The organism is Paenibacillus sp. FSL R7-0297 (genome assembly GCF_038009025.1).
Lineage (GTDB): Bacteria > Bacillota > Bacilli > Paenibacillales > Paenibacillaceae > Paenibacillus_AQ.
In genome coordinates this window covers 501,585-516,772 of the sequence record NZ_JBBPAQ010000001.1, presented here as the reverse complement: position 1 = coordinate 516,772, position 15,188 = coordinate 501,585, and the positions used below count along the sequence as shown (strand labels likewise).

Sequence of the window (15,188 nt, the reverse complement as noted above, 5' to 3'; positions counted from 1 at the left end):
GGATTTTTTAGAGCGCGTGTCACAAAATCAGGATTTTGACAGTTATACAGGCAGAGAGGAGGGGGAGCTGTGGATGAAACGGAAATCTGCCGGACGAATAGAGATGCAGAGCAGGAGCAGGCGGCAGAACTGACCGTGGAGCAAAGGGTTGAGAAGGTTCAGCTGGGAGATATACAGGCCTTCACTTGGATCATCAGACATTTTCAGCGGCCGATCTACCTGTACTGCTATTACCTGCTGGGTAACCGGGAAGAGGCGGAGGATGCGGCTCAGGAGATTTTTATAAGAGCCTTGGAGCGGGTGGGGCAGTACTCGGCAAAGGTCTCTTTCTCCGCCTGGCTGTACACCATTGCACGCAACCATTGCCTGGACCGGATTAAACAGAGGAACAAGGGCTTCAGGCTGCTCTCCATCTACAGGAGCCACCAACAGCAGGTGGAGTGTGCCGAAGGTTCACGATATACGGAGGTTGTTCATGAACTGCTGGAGAAGCTGAGTATGGAAGAACGGCAAATTCTGCTGCTGAGGGCACTGGAGGAGCATAGCTTTGAGGAAATCGGAACGATTATGGACTTGAACCCCGGGGCGGTCCGCAAAAAATATGAACGGCTGCGCAAAAAACTCGGACGCCGTCAAAACAGTGGAGGGATGATCGCTCATGAACCACGCTAACAGGGAGGAAGAAGAACTGGAGCAGATCAGACGGATGGTCCGTGATACACCGGTCCAGGTAGATCTGGAGGAACGCATAATGAACCGGTACAAGAACGGGCAGCAGCGGGGAACGGGGACAGAATCAGTCGGAGTAAGCAGAAGACGAGGCAGTGTACTTCGAAGAGGTACAGCCATAGTAGCTGCGGTACTGCTGCTGTTTCTGCTGCCCACAGGGACAGAATTTATCTCCCCGACGCTGGCCGCGTCCATTAAGCAGATTCCGGGGATGGAGTCGATCTTCAGGCTGGCCGGGGATCTGGGGCTGCGGAATGCGGACCAGCAGGGGTTGGCGGCAGTACCGGAGCTGAGCGATACCCACGATGGACTAACGCTTACTGTACCTGAAGTGCTGTACGATGGAATTCGCGTATCGCTTGGGATCGAGCGCCAAACAGATGTGTTGGAGTTCCGGCAGGGGGATGTTAGTGATCTCATGACAGATATTAAGCTGTCGGTCAACGGTGAGGATATCAATACCTATGGTCCGCTTGGCAGCAGCGGCGGGGGTTCGTTTGGCCCGTATATCCTTCTTGGGAAGGATGCGGATTCAAGGATCATCCAATTCACGGATTTGCAGAATCAGGGGGGGCGGGCTTTCCCGGATGATTTTGAGCTTACGCTTACCGTAGATGTACAGGGGATACAGGAGCCTTTTGTAATTAAGCTGCCGGTGCAAAAGAAGACCTACCACAGCATCATTGCGGAGCCGTTAAACCGCCAGAGCTCCGGTATGATTTTCACGCTGGACACCGTTGAGCTTACTCCGATTACAACGAGGATCACCACCCGTCTTGAACGGCCTGCAGGTCAGCCTGTCAATCATAAGGATTTCTTGGGCTATGATCTTGTGGATGATCAGGGCCATGTATTGCGGGAGATCAACGGGTCTACTGGCTGGAATGCCACAGGAGGCAATGTGCTGATCGCTGCTGCACTATTCGAACCGCTCCAGAATAAGACGGACCATATCACGGTAAAGCCCTTCCGGATATTGTCCATAGACCCGGAGGGTAACCAGAAGAAGGAGTATATCCCTGAATTTGAGGTGGAGGTACAGGTGCCGGTATCAGCGCCGGTGCCATCGCTGGCGAAGTAATCATACCTGTATAGAAAAAGGCGGTACCCGCAGCGCATCATGCACCGCGGGTACCGCCTTTTCACTGTATAACTTTGAGTCTGGTCAGTTAATGAATTGAAGTGATTTCAAAGTCTTCTCCAGCATCGTAGCGGCTTCCGCACGGGTAGCCAGCTTCGCCGGAGCGAACGCGCCGTCAGGTGTCCCCTGAATGATGCCTGCGGCAGCTATTTCTGCTACTGCTGCTCTGGACCAGTCCGGGATGCCTGCGGCATCACTGAATTTAGCCAGCACTGCCGGATCGGAAGTCAGGGATTTGCCGGTGTACTTGATGGCTTTGGACAGGACCGCAGCCATTTCCTGGCGGCTGATTGGATTGCCCGGCTTGAAGCTGCCGTCCGTATATCCGGTAATCAGACCTGCTGCGGCTGCTGTCTGTACGGCATCAGCATACCATGCGCCTGTGCTGACATCACTGAAGGTGGCTCCTCCGCTTGCGGATGCGAGTCCGAGAGAGCGGGTAATCAGTGCCGCGAATTCTGCCCGCGTGATAGACAGCGATGGCGAGAAAGCGGTACTGCTGGTGCCGGTAATAATCAGCTTGGACGCCAGCAGCTCAATGGATGATTGCGCCCAGTGCCCTGTAGTATCACCGAAGGTCTTGGTGGACTTCACAACCGTATAGTAGCTGTTGCTGTTGCGTTTGATCGTCACTTCAGTATTTCCGCCTGAGATGCCGGCGAAGATCGAAGGTACGAAGGACAGCTTGCCGGTAGCCGGGTCATAGGATACGGCTGTTGCCCCTTGAGAACTCAACGCTCCCGTTGCAGTAATAGTCCGCTTCACGTAGGTGCTGCCGAAGCTGTTCAGCGGCACACTTGTATTGCCGGCTTCAGCGGTAACCGTGAATTCAATGACCGGTGCGGCTAGGGTAACGGAGCCAGCCAGTGCCGCGATAGCCTTATTCAGACTGCCGAGTGTGGCGGTATCCGCCTGGAGCAGAGAGACTGTAACCGTAAAGTCACTGGTACCAAGCTGGGCAGCCAGTGCCGTTCCGTTAATAAGGCTCAGCGGCAGCGAATAGGATGCTCCGCCAGTAGAGGTGAAAGTCAGCACTGTATTTGGTTTAGCAGCAGCCTGCTGAACCAGCACACTGCCCGGCAGCACAACTTGAGCACCGCCTGCTGAAGCCGTTAGCGGGATGATCAGCTCACTGGTGCCGGCAGGCAGGGCTGCGAGCTGTGCAGTCAGGTCAGCTGCGGTAATCGTTGTTACCTGCGGCGGCACTGCTGCTGTGGCAGTAGCTGTTGGACTAGGTGATGGTGTTGCAGTTGGGACCGTTGTTCCCGGACCTCCACCTGAACCTGCAGTCGGTGCCGGTGTTGGTGTAGGAGTCGGTGCCGCACCTTTCAGGTCTGTGATGCGTCCTTCAATGCTGGAAGTCACCGGATTATGACTCTTCAGATAGGCTAACAGAACTTCAAAGTCTGGTAGACCCAGCTCATAATACCGTCCGTCTGCCTTAGCTGAAGCCAGCGCACGGTAGAAGTCGCCGCCTCCTGCCATGAATGAATTCGTGGACAGGATGTAGTAGGCTGCCGGATCAACAGGCAAGTAGGAACCGTCCGCCTGCTTGATATCAACGGAAACAATTCTTTCGCCAGCCTGAGTTACTTTGTTGGTTAATGAATCTACAATCTCCGGCTTTTTGGTCGAATCATAGGTGTATCTCATACCGGAGACGTGTGCGAACCGGCCCTGGTCGGAGCTGATACCGCTGACTGCATTCTCCAGTGAGGAGATGATTTCGGCACCTGTCACTTTAAGTGCGGCAAGACCGTTACCGAAAGGCAGTGTAGTCAGCACTTCGCCCATTGTAATGTCACCAACATTGATAGCCTCACGTATGCCGCCGCCGTTCTGGATAGCAACAACACCCTTGATGGAGGCGCGATCGCTGGGAGATACGAAGCTCGGCAGGAGTTCTGTGACTTTCTCCGCGATGCTGTCGGCAATCATATTCCCGATGGGTGTTTCTTCACTGCGTACAACACGTGTCGATTTGCCATTGATCATGCGGTACGTATAGAGATCGACATTGGTGTAGCCTACAACCGTACTCCGGACAGTCGCCAATTCGGCATCGTATGGAGCAAGGAGGTTTTTGGCTGCAGGATCCTCGCCGAACAGGTTAACGTCCAGCAATTTGCCTTTGTAAGTCTTGATTTCACCGTCTTTGTCGAAGGTGACGTCAAGCTCACCGAGGAACTGACTGTACTCACCGGTCTGCACAATCAGTACATTCTTGCCGGTGCCTACATTGACGATTGGTGTTGGAGGATTATCCACCTTCGTATGCGAGTGTCCGCCGACGATGATATCAATACCCGGAACGGCCTTGGCCAGTTCCTGATCAACGGTGTAACCCAGATGGGTAACCGCGATAATCTTGTTGATTCCTTGCGCCTCCAGGGCCTCAACTGTCTTCTTTGCACTTTCTATATGATTCTTGAAAATGATTTTATCACCTGGCGAAGATAATCCGACCGTGTCCTCGGTAGTCAGGCCGAAGATACCAATCTTTTCGCCGTAAACATCCTTGATGACCGAAGGATAGATGTTTCCGTCCTTGGCCGTACTCTGGGCCTCATCAGTTTCAAGTATTCCGGTCATCTCATGATAGAGATCCGCAAGCTCACTGTTATTCGTGGTGAAGTCGATATTGGAGCTGGCAAACGGGAACTGGGCGGCCGTTACGAAATTCTTCAGCACTTCCGGTTGTTCCTTGTTCATATCGAATTCATGGTTACCGAAGGTCATCACATCATAGCCGATGTTATTCATGAACTTGATATCTGCCTGGCCCTTGAACTGATTGAAATATAAGGTTCCGGAGAAGACGTCTCCTGCATCCAGCAGTACGGTGTTGCCTGTCCGTTCGCTGCTGGTAGCTGAAGTGCGCTTCGCCACATTCTCTAAATGACCGTGAGTATCATTGGTATGCAGTACCCGCAGATTGAAATCTGTAGTACCGAAGTCAATTTGTGCGAGCAGCGGATCATGATCGCTGACCCGGATATCGGCCGGGAATTCAGTGCCTGGAGGATAATCTCCTGGATCGGCAAAGTCCGAGTTGATATGCACGATGTCGAGTGTAGTGTCCGATGACAGTCTATTGTTGACGAGGATATGATCCAGCGTCTGTGAATTGCCTTGGAATACGTAGGAATACCGTTCGTTCAGCGGCAGGGTATTTACGAGATTCGTAAGGGCGCTGCCTTTGAGAATATTCAGCGTATTGGAGAACTGGAAGTCATTCAAATCGCCGAGTACGACGATATTGGCATCCGCATTCTCTTGGAGCACATCCTCAACGAAACCGTTGACGACCTTGGCGATCTTGGCCCGCTGGACTTCCGTTGTGAAGACTGGCGGCTGAACAGAGCCGAAGAGGTAATTGTCGCTGCTCTTGGAATTGAAATGGTTGGCGATCACGATCACATCGTTGCCTTCGAATGTAAACTCGGCAGCCACCGGCTTGCGCGAGTCAATGAAGGCATCGTTCGTCGGATCGATGCGTCCGGGATTTACACTAAGACCGGAGGCTGAACTGTAGGTGACGGATTCAGTGGCAGAACCGGGTGTGCCTGATTTCAGTGCAACGCGGTTCGTATTGTACAGGAAGCCTGAACGGATATTGCCTTCCGGAACGCCGCCGTCCTGATTGTTAACCGGAGCGATGTCGGTGTAGGCATAAGCGGATGCACCGCCGTCGATGGCTTTAATGGCAGCAATCAGTGCTTCGAAGCTCTCATTAGCCTCGGTAATACCCTTACCCGTACCGTTATTATCCTGCACTTCGGTCAGGCCGATAATGTCCGGCGTTTTGAGATTGTTTACGATATCCTTGGCTACATTTTCGATCTTCTTGGGATCGTTAAGTTTAGAGAAGTTCTCAATATTAAAGGAAGCGATGTTCAGCTTGTGCTCTTCCCCGGATGAGAGAGAAGTCACTTCCCTTTGCAGTTTGCTAGGTGAGACATCCGGCAGTGTACCCGTTTCCGTGGAAATCAGGAATTTGCCGTAATCATAGTTCATAATACCGGTAATATTGCTTGTGAACTGCTGGCCTGTGGTGAGCACCGGTGCAGATTTCACGGAGAGGATTAGGCGCTGCGGATTGAAGTCAGCACCAGTCAGCACCAAGCCGCCCGCGGCAGAGGTGACTTCAGTCGTGTTGGCTGTTCCGTTAACTGTAACCACAGGGATTTCGAACGTGCTGCTGGAAGCATAATAGACAGCAGGTCCCACAGTGGTTGGTTTAGTAAGCTCCAGACGCATGCCTTCCAGACTTTCGTAGAAGTCGATGGCATCCGTGTCCGGATCAAATTTGACGAACTTATCATCATCGATAACCTTAGTTGGTACCACACGTCCGCCAGTGCCTAGAAGGGTTGCTGCCGGAAGCGGATTGCCGCTGCTGAGAACCGTAGTTTTGCTGGCAGCGATTTCCGTAGTCGTCAATTGTCCGGAGAAGCCATACTCCTTGACAGTTCCGTCTACGGTAATAGCATCTCCCACTTTAACGGCACTGCTACCGCCTTTTTGGTAGATAAGAATGGCTTCAGAAGTTTTGATATCGTTATCCATATCAGCGGTTGCGGATTGGATATAGAAATTGTTCGCATCCTTGATGTAAGTGACAATACCTTTGACGTTGGTAACCAGGCTGTCAAGGTATGGAGATGTATGCGAAGCACCTTGAATCTGGCTGATCTTCAGATTGTCCAGTACAGCAGATACAGTGTATTTAAAAGTTGCTGTTGGACCTTTCTCCAAATCGGGTAATAAAGAATAAGCTTTTATGGTAAGGGTGGTATAGTTTGAACCGACAACAATAGGGGATTCATACCATACGTTTTCTGCTTCTGCAGTAGGGCTGTCATTAGTGTAAACGCTGTAATACACGCTTGCTGTTACTGAAGTGCTTAAGGTAATGGTGGAACCTATGCCTACTTTGGAACTTGAGGCGGGGGATGCTGTGACTGAGGGGGCTTGGGTGATGCCGACATCAAACGGTACTGCTTCTGCTGAAGCCGTGCTGACCCCGGATGAGAATCCCGGGAATATCCCGGTTAAGAGCAAGGCAACCGCCAGGAATAGACTAAGCGGCCTCCTGCATTGTGAAGAAAGTTTCATGTAAGTATACCTCCCCATAAAAATATCATTTCCACTTAAATATAATAGAGATAATAGGTTTCCAAAGCAATTTTTCGTCAAAATTTGTTAATAGTGCATAAATTAATAGGAGAAATCCCTAAAATGTTTTAATATTTAAGGAAAAATATGAGGAATACAGCTGAATTTCCTGAAAACTATGTAAACTTAATGTTAATACAATGTAAAGTATGAAAGATAATAGAAACGGCCTCTCTGCCCATTGAAGGACGGCGAGGCCGTAAACGATACCGTCCTTAATAAGGACGGTAAAGCCGTTTCCGCTTGTTTCTATAACAGTAGAGTATCCTTGCCGCCCATATAAGGCCGCAGTGCCTGCGGAATATAGACCGATCCATCTTCCTGCTGGTGATTCTCCAGCAATGGAATCAGAATGCGCGGCGTGGCTACTGCCGTGTTGTTCAGGGTATGGCAGTACTGCAGCCGCCCTTCTTCATCGCGGTAGCGGATACCTGAGCGGCGGGCCTGGAAGTCGAGCAGATTCGAGGCCGAGTGGGTCTCGCCGAAGGCTTCCCTGCTGGGCATCCAGGTCTCAATGTCATATTGCTTATGTGTCTTCATCGCCATGTCGCCGCTGCACACGGCCACTACCCGATAAGGCAGCTCCAGCAGCTGGAGAATATGCTCGGCATTGCCGAGAATCTCCTGCAGCATCTGCTCCGACTCTCCGGGATCGTTCCGGCACATCACCACCTGTTCGATCTTCGAGAACTGGTGCACACGGTACAGCCCGCGAACATCGCGGCCTGCCGAGCCTACCTCGCGGCGGAAGCAGGCCGACATTCCGGCCAGCCGCAGCGGCTGTTCAAGCTCAAGGGTCTCATCGCTGTACAGCGAGACCAGCGACACCTCTGAGGTGCCGGCGAGCCAGCGCTTTTCTCCCGTCAGCTCATAGGTCTGATCCATGCCGCCCGGGAAGAACCCGGTCCGCTCCAATGCTTCCGGCCGGACGATTACCGGCACATCCATCACGGTGAAGCCGCGCTGCATCAGCACATCCAGCGCCAGCCGCTGTACGGCCAGATGCAGGAGCAGTCCGGCCCCCTTCAGCACATAGCTGCGGGGTCCGCCGGCTTTGACACCACGCGGAATGTCGAGGATGCCGTGCAGCTCTCCGAGCTCGACATGGTCCCGCGCGCTGAAGCCGAACACCGGCGGCGCGCCATGCCGCCGCAGCTCCACATTCGCGCTGTCATCCGGCCCGATCGGCGTATCCGCCGATATGGGGTTCGGCGCGAGCAGCAGCAGCTCGCCGCAGCGGCGCTCTGCAAGGGCCAGCTCCGCCTCCAGCTCCGTCAGCTGGGCGTTGATTGCCCGCACCTGCTCCTTGGCTTGTTCTCCGCCTGCAGCGTCGCCCTGGCGCAGCAGGCGCTCAACCTCTTTGGTCAGCGCGTTCCGGTCCGCCCGGCGCTGCTCGGTTTCCCGGCGGGCAACCCGCCGCCGGTCATCCCATTCCAGCAGCTCCGTAAGCGGGAACGCTAGTCTTTTCCAATCTGCCGTCTTCCGTACAATGTCCTCATTCTCCCTGATCCAGTTCATGTCCAGCATGCCGCTATCGCTCCTTTTGTGTTAAAAAAATGCAAAAAACGCCCTCATCCATGGGACGAGGAGCGTCAGCTCGCGGTGCCACCCAGGTTGACCCCATTCCGGTAAAACAGCTGTAAAGCGCGGAATAAGGCCCTCTTTGGTCTTCGCGGTAACGGGCGAAACCCGGTAAACTTAGGGAACAGGAAGCTGCTCCGGTCGCAGACGCCTCGCGGTTGGATGCCGGTCATTGGCCTGGTCGGGATATAGGTTTGCCGTTTATTATAACCAGAGAAGGGCCGGGTTGCAAGTGCAAAGGAGGTTTGACAATATTCCTCGTACTCTGCTAGGATTATTAATAATTTAAAGTATTTGTGTCCGGCACAACAGCCCGGCATATCTTATAAAAGCGGACGGAAGAGGTGCGGAAGTGGCCAAAATTGTGGTAATTAACGGAACGCCATCCCTGGTCTCCCGAATCAATGCGGTGATCGAATACGCGGAGGGGGATCTGCGGGAACGCGGGTTTGAAGTGGAACGGATTAATGTAGCGGAGCTTCCGGCGGAGGATCTGATTCACACCAGGTTTGAGAGCGAAGCCATCGTCAAAGCGAATGGACTGGTGGCCGAAGCGGATGCGGTAATCGTCGTCAGTCCAGTGTACAAAGCTTCTTATACGGGAGTGCTGAAGACCTTCCTGGACCTGGTTCCGCAAAAAGGGCTGGCCGGCAAAATCGTGCTGCCGCTCTTCATGGGCGGCAGCCTCGCCCATCTGCTCGCGATCGACTATGCACTGAAGCCGGTGCTGTCTGTGCTGGGCGCCCGGCATATTCTTGGCGGAGTCTATGCGGTAGACTCGCAGGCTGTGCGCAACGACCAGGGTGTCGTTGAACTGGCCGAGGAGCTGAAGCTGCGGCTGAACAGCGTACTGGAAGAGCTGGCGGATGAGACAGCGCATAAGGCAGCGCGTAAAGCGGAGCTCTAGGCGGCTATGTCATTGTCAGGGCAGCGTCAAGTATATAATCTGCTTAGAAATATAAAAGGGTACTAAACCACCGGAATGCGGTAGTTTAGTACCCTTTTTAAATATACTAAGGTATTTGTCCTGGGGGAGCTTATCCCCTTTGAAAGCTTAGCGCAGGCTCCCAAAGTATAACCGTATCTCCGGCAAGACTTGCCGGGATATCTATAATCCGCTGGTTGCTGCTTCCCCGGTAAGGGAGAGTAGTGTCTTTGAGTTCCTCTACAAACCGTCCGTCAATAACCACCTGGCACAGGGCCAGCAGATTCCATTCCGGCGAGCCGGGGGAAGCTGTCAGCTCCTCGTACGTATAACCGGTATAGATCCAGACCGGGAAACCCGGCAGCTCGGCGCGGAGCTCATGGATGAAGTCCGCCGCACCCTCTGCCGAGAAAAAAGGGTCCCCGCCTGCCAGAGTCAAGCCGTCCAACAGCGGATTATCTGCTATCTCGGTGATAATCTCGCGCCTGCGCTCCGGAGTAAAGACCTCTCCGTAATTGAAGTTCCAGGTCTTCGGGTTGAAGCATCCGGGGCAGCGGTGGCGGCATCCGCTGAAGAAGAGAACCGCCCGCAATCCCTCGCCTTCATTGATCGACTCCGGATAATATCCGCAGATGTTCATAGATGCTTAACGCGGTCCCGTACTTCGGCTTGCTTGGCGGCATTGAAGCGGGTCTGATAGTCGCCGGTCAGATATCCGGTTACCCGGCGCAGCCGGCGGATATGTGTTGTATCTTCATGAGCGCCGCAGGACGGGCAGTTCGTGCCGATCACACCTTCGTGGCCGCAGCCGGAGCAGCGGTCAATCGGGTGGTTGATGCTGAAATAGCTGATGTCCTGCTCCAGCGCGTATTTGATGATTTTGACGAATGCTGCAGGGTTGCTGCGGGCATTGCCGTTCAGCTCTACATAAGAGATCGCTCCGGCGTTGCAATATTCATGGAAAGGAGCTTCCAGGCTAATCTTCTTGGCTGCGCTCAGGTCGTAATAGACCGGAATGTGGAATGAATTCGTATAGTATTCCCGGTCCGTTACACCCGGGATGGAACCGAGAACCTTGCGGTCTATCTTGGTGAATTTGCCGGAGAGACCTTCGGCAGGCGTGGCGAATAGAGTAATGTTCAGATTCAGCTGCTCGCTCTTGCGGTCGCAGTATTCGCGCATGTGGCGGACAATAGCCACTGCCTTGGCGTGGACTTCCATATCTTCGCCATGGTGTTTGCCGTACATAGCCTTCATGCACTCGGCCATACCGATGAACCCAAGGGACAGGCTACCGTGCTTCAGCAGTTCACCTACGCTGTCTTCCGGTGCAAGCTGTTCGCCGCCTTCCCAGACGCCTTCACGCATCATGAAATCGGAGGCTTTGGCTTTCTGGGAAGCCTGAATGCGGAACCGGTGCAGCAGGCCGTCCAGCGCAACGTCCATATAATGATTAAGATCTTCGAAGAAGCCTTCCTCGTCAGCGGCAAGGCGACGGCCGGTTACTGTGCCGTAGGCTAGTCCCAAACGTACGAGGTTAAGCGTGTTGAATGAAAGATTGCCCTTGCCGGAGCAGTGGTTGCGTCCGAAGCGGTCACCCAGAACACGTGTCCGGCAGCCCATGGTGGCAAATTCAGTATCCGGATCGGCTGGATCGTAGTACTGCATATTCAGCGGAGCATCCAGATTGGCGAAGTTCGGATACAGTCGGCGTGCAGAGCACTCTGCTGCTTTCACGAACAGCTCATAGTTAGGATCACCAGGCTGCTGGTTGACACCCTGTTTGCATTTGAAGATCTGAATCGGGAACACCGGTGTTTCTCCGCTGCCAAGCCCGTTCATCGTAGCAGTTAACAGGGAGCTGATCACCAGCTGGCCTTCCGGAGAGGTGCAGGTTCCGTAGTTGATGCTGGTAAAAGGAATCTGGCCGCCGGAGCGGCTGGACATGGTATTCAGGTTATGTACCATACTCTCCGCGGCTTGAAGCGTTTCAATTTCTGTCTCTTTCAGGGCGAAACGGAAGGCACGCGGATACTTCTCTTCCAGATCGCTGCGGGTCATAGTAACCTCGCCGAGCGCTTCTCCGGCGGTACCTTCCTCGAAATATTCCATTCCTTTGCGGAACAGCTTGGCGAAGGATTTAGTGACATAAGGCGCGAGATCGTAATCCAGCTTGTTGGCGGATACGCCGCCGTACTGGGCATTTTGCTGGGACTGGAAAATAATCGCCACCAGCGACATAGCCGTCATAATCGAATTCGGAGGGCGGACGCTTCCGTTGCCGGTATTGAAGCCTTCGCGGAGCAGACGTTCAAACGGGATGAAGATGCAGTTGGTTGTTCCGATGGCATATTGATCCAGGTCGTGTACATATACAACATTATCTTCAATAGCCTGCACGAGCTGTGGCGGCATCGTGAAATTGCGTGCGTACCACTTGGAATATTCACTACCGAATTTGCTCATCTTGCCGGAGAAGCTCTCCCCGTTCAAGTTGGCATTCTCGCGCAGCAGATCCAAATCCCGGCTGTCGATAATATCCCGTCCCAAATGAATAACTTCTTCCAAAAGAACCTCCTGTACAGCTTGTCCTTCGTTATATCGTTTCTCCAGCAGCGTCATTGTATAGCTCTCTCCTCTCGGTATCATAAGCGTGAAGCATGTGCTCCAAGACATCAGTAAAAAGACATCTCCAGCCGGGAAGGCGGGAAATGCCCGAATGCGTAATGCAAATATCCGGAAGCGGAAATTTGCCGGTGGTCTTTGTGAAATATACGTAAAGGGGTATAGGGCTTGTTGTCTATGCTTATGTATAACCCGTTCTTGTACATTCCGCAGAAGCCGATACCTGAGAACGATACTCTATCGTCCTCAGGTATCGGCAGCCTCTGGCCCGATTAACGGAAAGGCTAACTCTGCTCGTGCAGGCCGCATGCGGGCACCTCGCCTGTTCCTCGCAGGAGTCTGAATGGTGCCACAGAAACAGGCAGGTCTCCTGGCTTCCGGTATGCCCTCCGGCGCCTTCCCGAGGGGCCTCGCAGCCCCTTAGTGGCTTGTTGCCGGTGGATGCTGCTCCAGCGGCATCTGGCGGCTGGAACATCCGGTTACAGTGGCGGGACCGCAGCGGTTTTGCACCGCGTTTCCCTATTAAGTCTCCTCTCGATTGAGAGAGTGAAACACCTGTTTCTACTATATTTTGTTGTTGTTTAATAAACGTAACTCAATATATTGTGTTTGTAAATGTTTTTTTACAATCCCGCGCGGGGAGCGGGTTCCGCAGGTTTACTCACAGATGATCCACAGTTAGTCCACAGGTAATCCACAACTTTCCTGTGGATATGGCCTTAAATGAGTCATAAATTGTCCCAAAAGATGCCACAAAGACTCCATAAATAGAGTGCGTCTAATCCTGGTAATTTTACGGGGGAGATAGTAATAGAGAGGGGGGTCTGTGGTTATTTGTGGGAGGGGCGCTGAAGGGTTACAATTAAGGAGTAAGGAAAGAGGAGACTCATCAAACTTGCAGGAGGGATTTCATAATGGCGATTGGTGAAGTGACCGTTATTCCGATTGGCACTGGCAGTACCAGTCTCAGCAGCTATGTGGCCGATATGCAGCGTGTGCTGCAGACCGTGGAGGGGATTACCTATGAGCTTACTTCGATGGGGACTATTATTGAAGGACCGGTTGCACGGATTCTGTCTGCAGTAGAAGCGCTGCATGAGTCGCCTTTTACTTCAGGAGCACAGAGAGTATCTACCTCGCTTAAAATTGATGACCGTCGTGACAAGTCTTCTACGAGCCGCAGCAAGCTGGAATCCGTGGAACGTAAGCTGCAAGGAGAGTAAGGAGTACCTGTAGTTGTAATCAGATTCAACCTATAAGGAGCGGATCTTTCATGGCAAAGGCCTCACAGCAAATCGGAATTCAAATGTACACACTGCGTGACCAGACAGAGCGCGATTTCCTGGGTACACTGGGCAAAGTGGCGGAGATGGGATACCAGGCGGTAGAATTCGCCGGTTATTTCGGCGTGTCTGCAGGAGAACTGCGCCGTACATTGGACCGGTTGGGTCTTGCTGCGCCTTCGGCGCATGTGGGCCTGGATTTCAGCAGTCTGGATAACATGGAACGGGCGTTAGCCAAAGAAATTGAATATGCGAAGGAACTTGGACTACAATATATGATCACCCCTTCGGCACCGCTTCCGCAGAACCCCTCGATGGAAGATGTGACGGCGGTGATTCCCTTCTTGGAGAAGGCCTCCGCGATGGTCCGTGCAGCAGGCCTGCAGTACGGGTATCACAACCATGATTATGAATTTGCGGAGGTAGACGGCAAAGCAGTCATCGATATATGGCTGGGGCAGATTCCTGCTGAGCATATGTTTGCCGAGTTTGATCTGGGGTGGGTATACAGGGGCGGGGCCCGGCCGATTGACTATGTCTCGCGTTATGCCGGGCGTGTTCCGCTGGTCCACATTAAGGATTTCGGGGCAAATAATGAAGAGACTGACCTCGGGAAAGGGCAGGTTGATTTCGCTAGCGTCTTCGACAAGGCAGAGGAAAGCGGAATTCTGTATTATATAGTAGAGCAAGAGGCTTATGCCGTGTCGTCGCTGGAGAGTGCTAAGCAGGCGCTGGAATATTTCCGCGGGTTGGGGCTTATGCAGGGATAGGAAGAGGTAATAGTCAAAAAGGGTTGCGTTTTCTGCTGAAAGAGTTATAATATTTTTTGTTTGGCAGGGGCAATCCTTTTAAGCTGGTGTAGCTCAGGGGTAGAGCAACGCACTCGTAATGCGTAGGCCGGGGGTTCAATTCCCTTCACCAGCATCCGTAAGAACTCAATAGTGGCGCGGCTTTCCGGGGTTTTGGGGGTCGCGTTTTTTTATTTATTCATCCGATCGTCTACCGGCCCGATGCTTGCTTATGCTTAATACAGAATGCAGGACTAAAATGAAATCAATCTTATTAAACGATTTATATGTTATTCCTAGAGCCTATTTTGTTTATGAGAGGAGGCACTTGTATGAAGTGTCTGACGATTCGCCAGCCTTGGGCAACCTTAATTGAGCTGGGTGAAAAACAGATCGAGACCCGTTCCTGGCCGACGGCTTACCGGGGAGAATTAGCCATCCATGCCGGTATGCAGGTAGATAAGGCCATATGCAGGACAGAGCCGTATCAATCGGTGCTTGCCCGGCACGGCTACACGGCGGATAATCTGCCCTCCGGGGTAATCCTTGCGACCAGCCGGCTGGCTGGTTGCTGCGGGGTTACGCCTCAGCAAGCACAGCAGAACTGGCCGGGCGGGAATGAATATGTGTTCGGCGATTATGCAGAAGGCCGGTATGCCTGGAAGCTGGAGGAAGTCGTTGCGCTGGCTCATCCTATACCTGCCAAAGGGCGCTTAGGTTTCTGGGAATATCCCGTTCTTGAGCAGGAGTGGTGAATCCATTTGTGGCCAAATAAATAAAAATTTCATGCTTATCAGCTGTCAGCGGGTATCATAGGGATATTCAGCGGGTAATCTTCTTATATATATGGAAAGCGGACTCTGCGGTGGTATGCTGCAGGAGCCAGGGCAGAAATGCCGGGAAGGAGCGTATGCATAAGAGATGGGCAGCCTTCTTAT

At 52.8% G+C, this 15,188-nt stretch carries 10 protein-coding genes, 1 tRNA gene and 1 riboswitch; of the genes, 7 read left to right on the top strand and 4 right to left on the bottom strand.

Annotation, left to right across the window (positions count from 1 at the left end; all coding sequences use genetic code 11):
• Positions 1-69 precede the first annotated feature (69 nt).
• Both MKZ24_RS02180 and MKZ24_RS02175 read left to right on the top strand, forming a co-directional pair.
• On the top strand, positions 70-672 hold the full coding sequence (locus MKZ24_RS02180) for an RNA polymerase sigma factor (RefSeq protein ID WP_442950498.1): 603 nt from the start codon (positions 70-72) through the stop codon (positions 670-672).
• Complete coding sequence (locus MKZ24_RS02175) at positions 659-1,810, top strand: DUF4179 domain-containing protein (RefSeq protein ID WP_340781162.1); 1,152 nt, start codon at positions 659-661, stop codon at positions 1,808-1,810. Before MKZ24_RS02180 ends, MKZ24_RS02175 begins: the two co-directional genes overlap by 14 nt.
• Positions 1,811-1,894: 84 nt before the next feature.
• Here the strand turns inward: MKZ24_RS02175 and MKZ24_RS02170 are convergent, their stop codons facing one another.
• Entirely contained in the window at positions 1,895-6,988 is a 5,094-nt protein-coding gene (locus MKZ24_RS02170; protein WP_340781161.1) for an S-layer homology domain-containing protein, read from the bottom strand.
• A gap of 309 nt (positions 6,989-7,297) precedes the next feature.
• Complete coding sequence (gene serS, locus MKZ24_RS02165; protein WP_340781160.1) at positions 7,298-8,575, bottom strand: serine--tRNA ligase; 1,278 nt, start codon at positions 8,573-8,575, stop codon at positions 7,298-7,300.
• A 406-nt stretch (positions 8,576-8,981) separates the two neighbouring features.
• On the opposite strand from serS, the gene ssuE reads away from it, so the two are divergent.
• Positions 8,982-9,536: an NADPH-dependent FMN reductase gene (gene ssuE / locus MKZ24_RS02160; RefSeq protein ID WP_039307619.1), complete on the top strand. Its 555-nt coding sequence runs from the start codon at positions 8,982-8,984 to the stop codon at positions 9,534-9,536.
• A 130-nt stretch (positions 9,537-9,666) separates the two neighbouring features.
• On the opposite strand, the gene nrdG is transcribed toward ssuE, so the two are convergent.
• Complete coding sequence (gene nrdG, locus MKZ24_RS02155) at positions 9,667-10,194, bottom strand: anaerobic ribonucleoside-triphosphate reductase activating protein (RefSeq protein ID WP_042232144.1); 528 nt, start codon at positions 10,192-10,194, stop codon at positions 9,667-9,669.
• The gene (locus tag MKZ24_RS02150; RefSeq protein WP_340781159.1) at positions 10,191-12,176 is read right to left on the bottom strand and encodes an anaerobic ribonucleoside triphosphate reductase; all 1,986 of its coding nucleotides are present in this window, start codon (positions 12,174-12,176) and stop codon (positions 10,191-10,193) included. The genes nrdG and MKZ24_RS02150 overlap by 4 nt, the downstream gene beginning before the upstream one ends.
• A 346-nt stretch (positions 12,177-12,522) precedes the next feature.
• A riboswitch (cobalamin riboswitch) is annotated at positions 12,523-12,753 on the bottom strand.
• A 340-nt stretch (positions 12,754-13,093) separates the two neighbouring features.
• Here MKZ24_RS02150 and MKZ24_RS02145 point away from each other — a divergent pair.
• The 4 genes from MKZ24_RS02145 (at position 13,094) to MKZ24_RS02130 (ending at position 15,005) form a co-directional block, all read left to right on the top strand.
• Positions 13,094-13,402, top strand: coding sequence for an MTH1187 family thiamine-binding protein (locus MKZ24_RS02145; protein WP_042232147.1), 309 nt, complete (start codon positions 13,094-13,096; stop codon positions 13,400-13,402).
• A gap of 50 nt (positions 13,403-13,452) precedes the next feature.
• The gene (locus MKZ24_RS02140) at positions 13,453-14,232 is read left to right on the top strand and encodes a sugar phosphate isomerase/epimerase family protein (protein WP_042232149.1); all 780 of its coding nucleotides are present in this window, start codon (positions 13,453-13,455) and stop codon (positions 14,230-14,232) included.
• A gap of 82 nt (positions 14,233-14,314) precedes the next feature.
• Positions 14,315-14,386, top strand: a tRNA-Thr gene (locus tag MKZ24_RS02135).
• 196 nt (positions 14,387-14,582) lie between these two features.
• Positions 14,583-15,005, top strand: coding sequence for an ASCH domain-containing protein (locus MKZ24_RS02130; RefSeq protein ID WP_042232151.1), 423 nt, complete (start codon positions 14,583-14,585; stop codon positions 15,003-15,005).
• Positions 15,006-15,188: the final 183 nt, after the last annotated feature.

Coding starts and splice junctions, on each gene's coding strand:
- MKZ24_RS02130 (WP_042232151.1), top strand. CDS start 14,583: ATGAAGTGTCTGACGATTCGCCAGCCTTGGGCAACCTTAATTGAGCTG.
- MKZ24_RS02170 (WP_340781161.1), bottom strand. CDS start 6,988: ATGAAACTTTCTTCACAATGCAGGAGGCCGCTTAGTCTATTCCTGGCG.
- nrdG (WP_042232144.1), bottom strand. CDS start 10,194: ATGAACATCTGCGGATATTATCCGGAGTCGATCAATGAAGGCGAGGGA.
- MKZ24_RS02175 (WP_340781162.1), top strand. CDS start 659: ATGAACCACGCTAACAGGGAGGAAGAAGAACTGGAGCAGATCAGACGG.
- serS (WP_340781160.1), bottom strand. CDS start 8,575: ATGCTGGACATGAACTGGATCAGGGAGAATGAGGACATTGTACGGAAG.
- MKZ24_RS02145 (WP_042232147.1), top strand. CDS start 13,094: ATGGCGATTGGTGAAGTGACCGTTATTCCGATTGGCACTGGCAGTACC.
- MKZ24_RS02140 (WP_042232149.1), top strand. CDS start 13,453: ATGGCAAAGGCCTCACAGCAAATCGGAATTCAAATGTACACACTGCGT.
- MKZ24_RS02150 (WP_340781159.1), bottom strand. CDS start 12,176: ATGACGCTGCTGGAGAAACGATATAACGAAGGACAAGCTGTACAGGAG.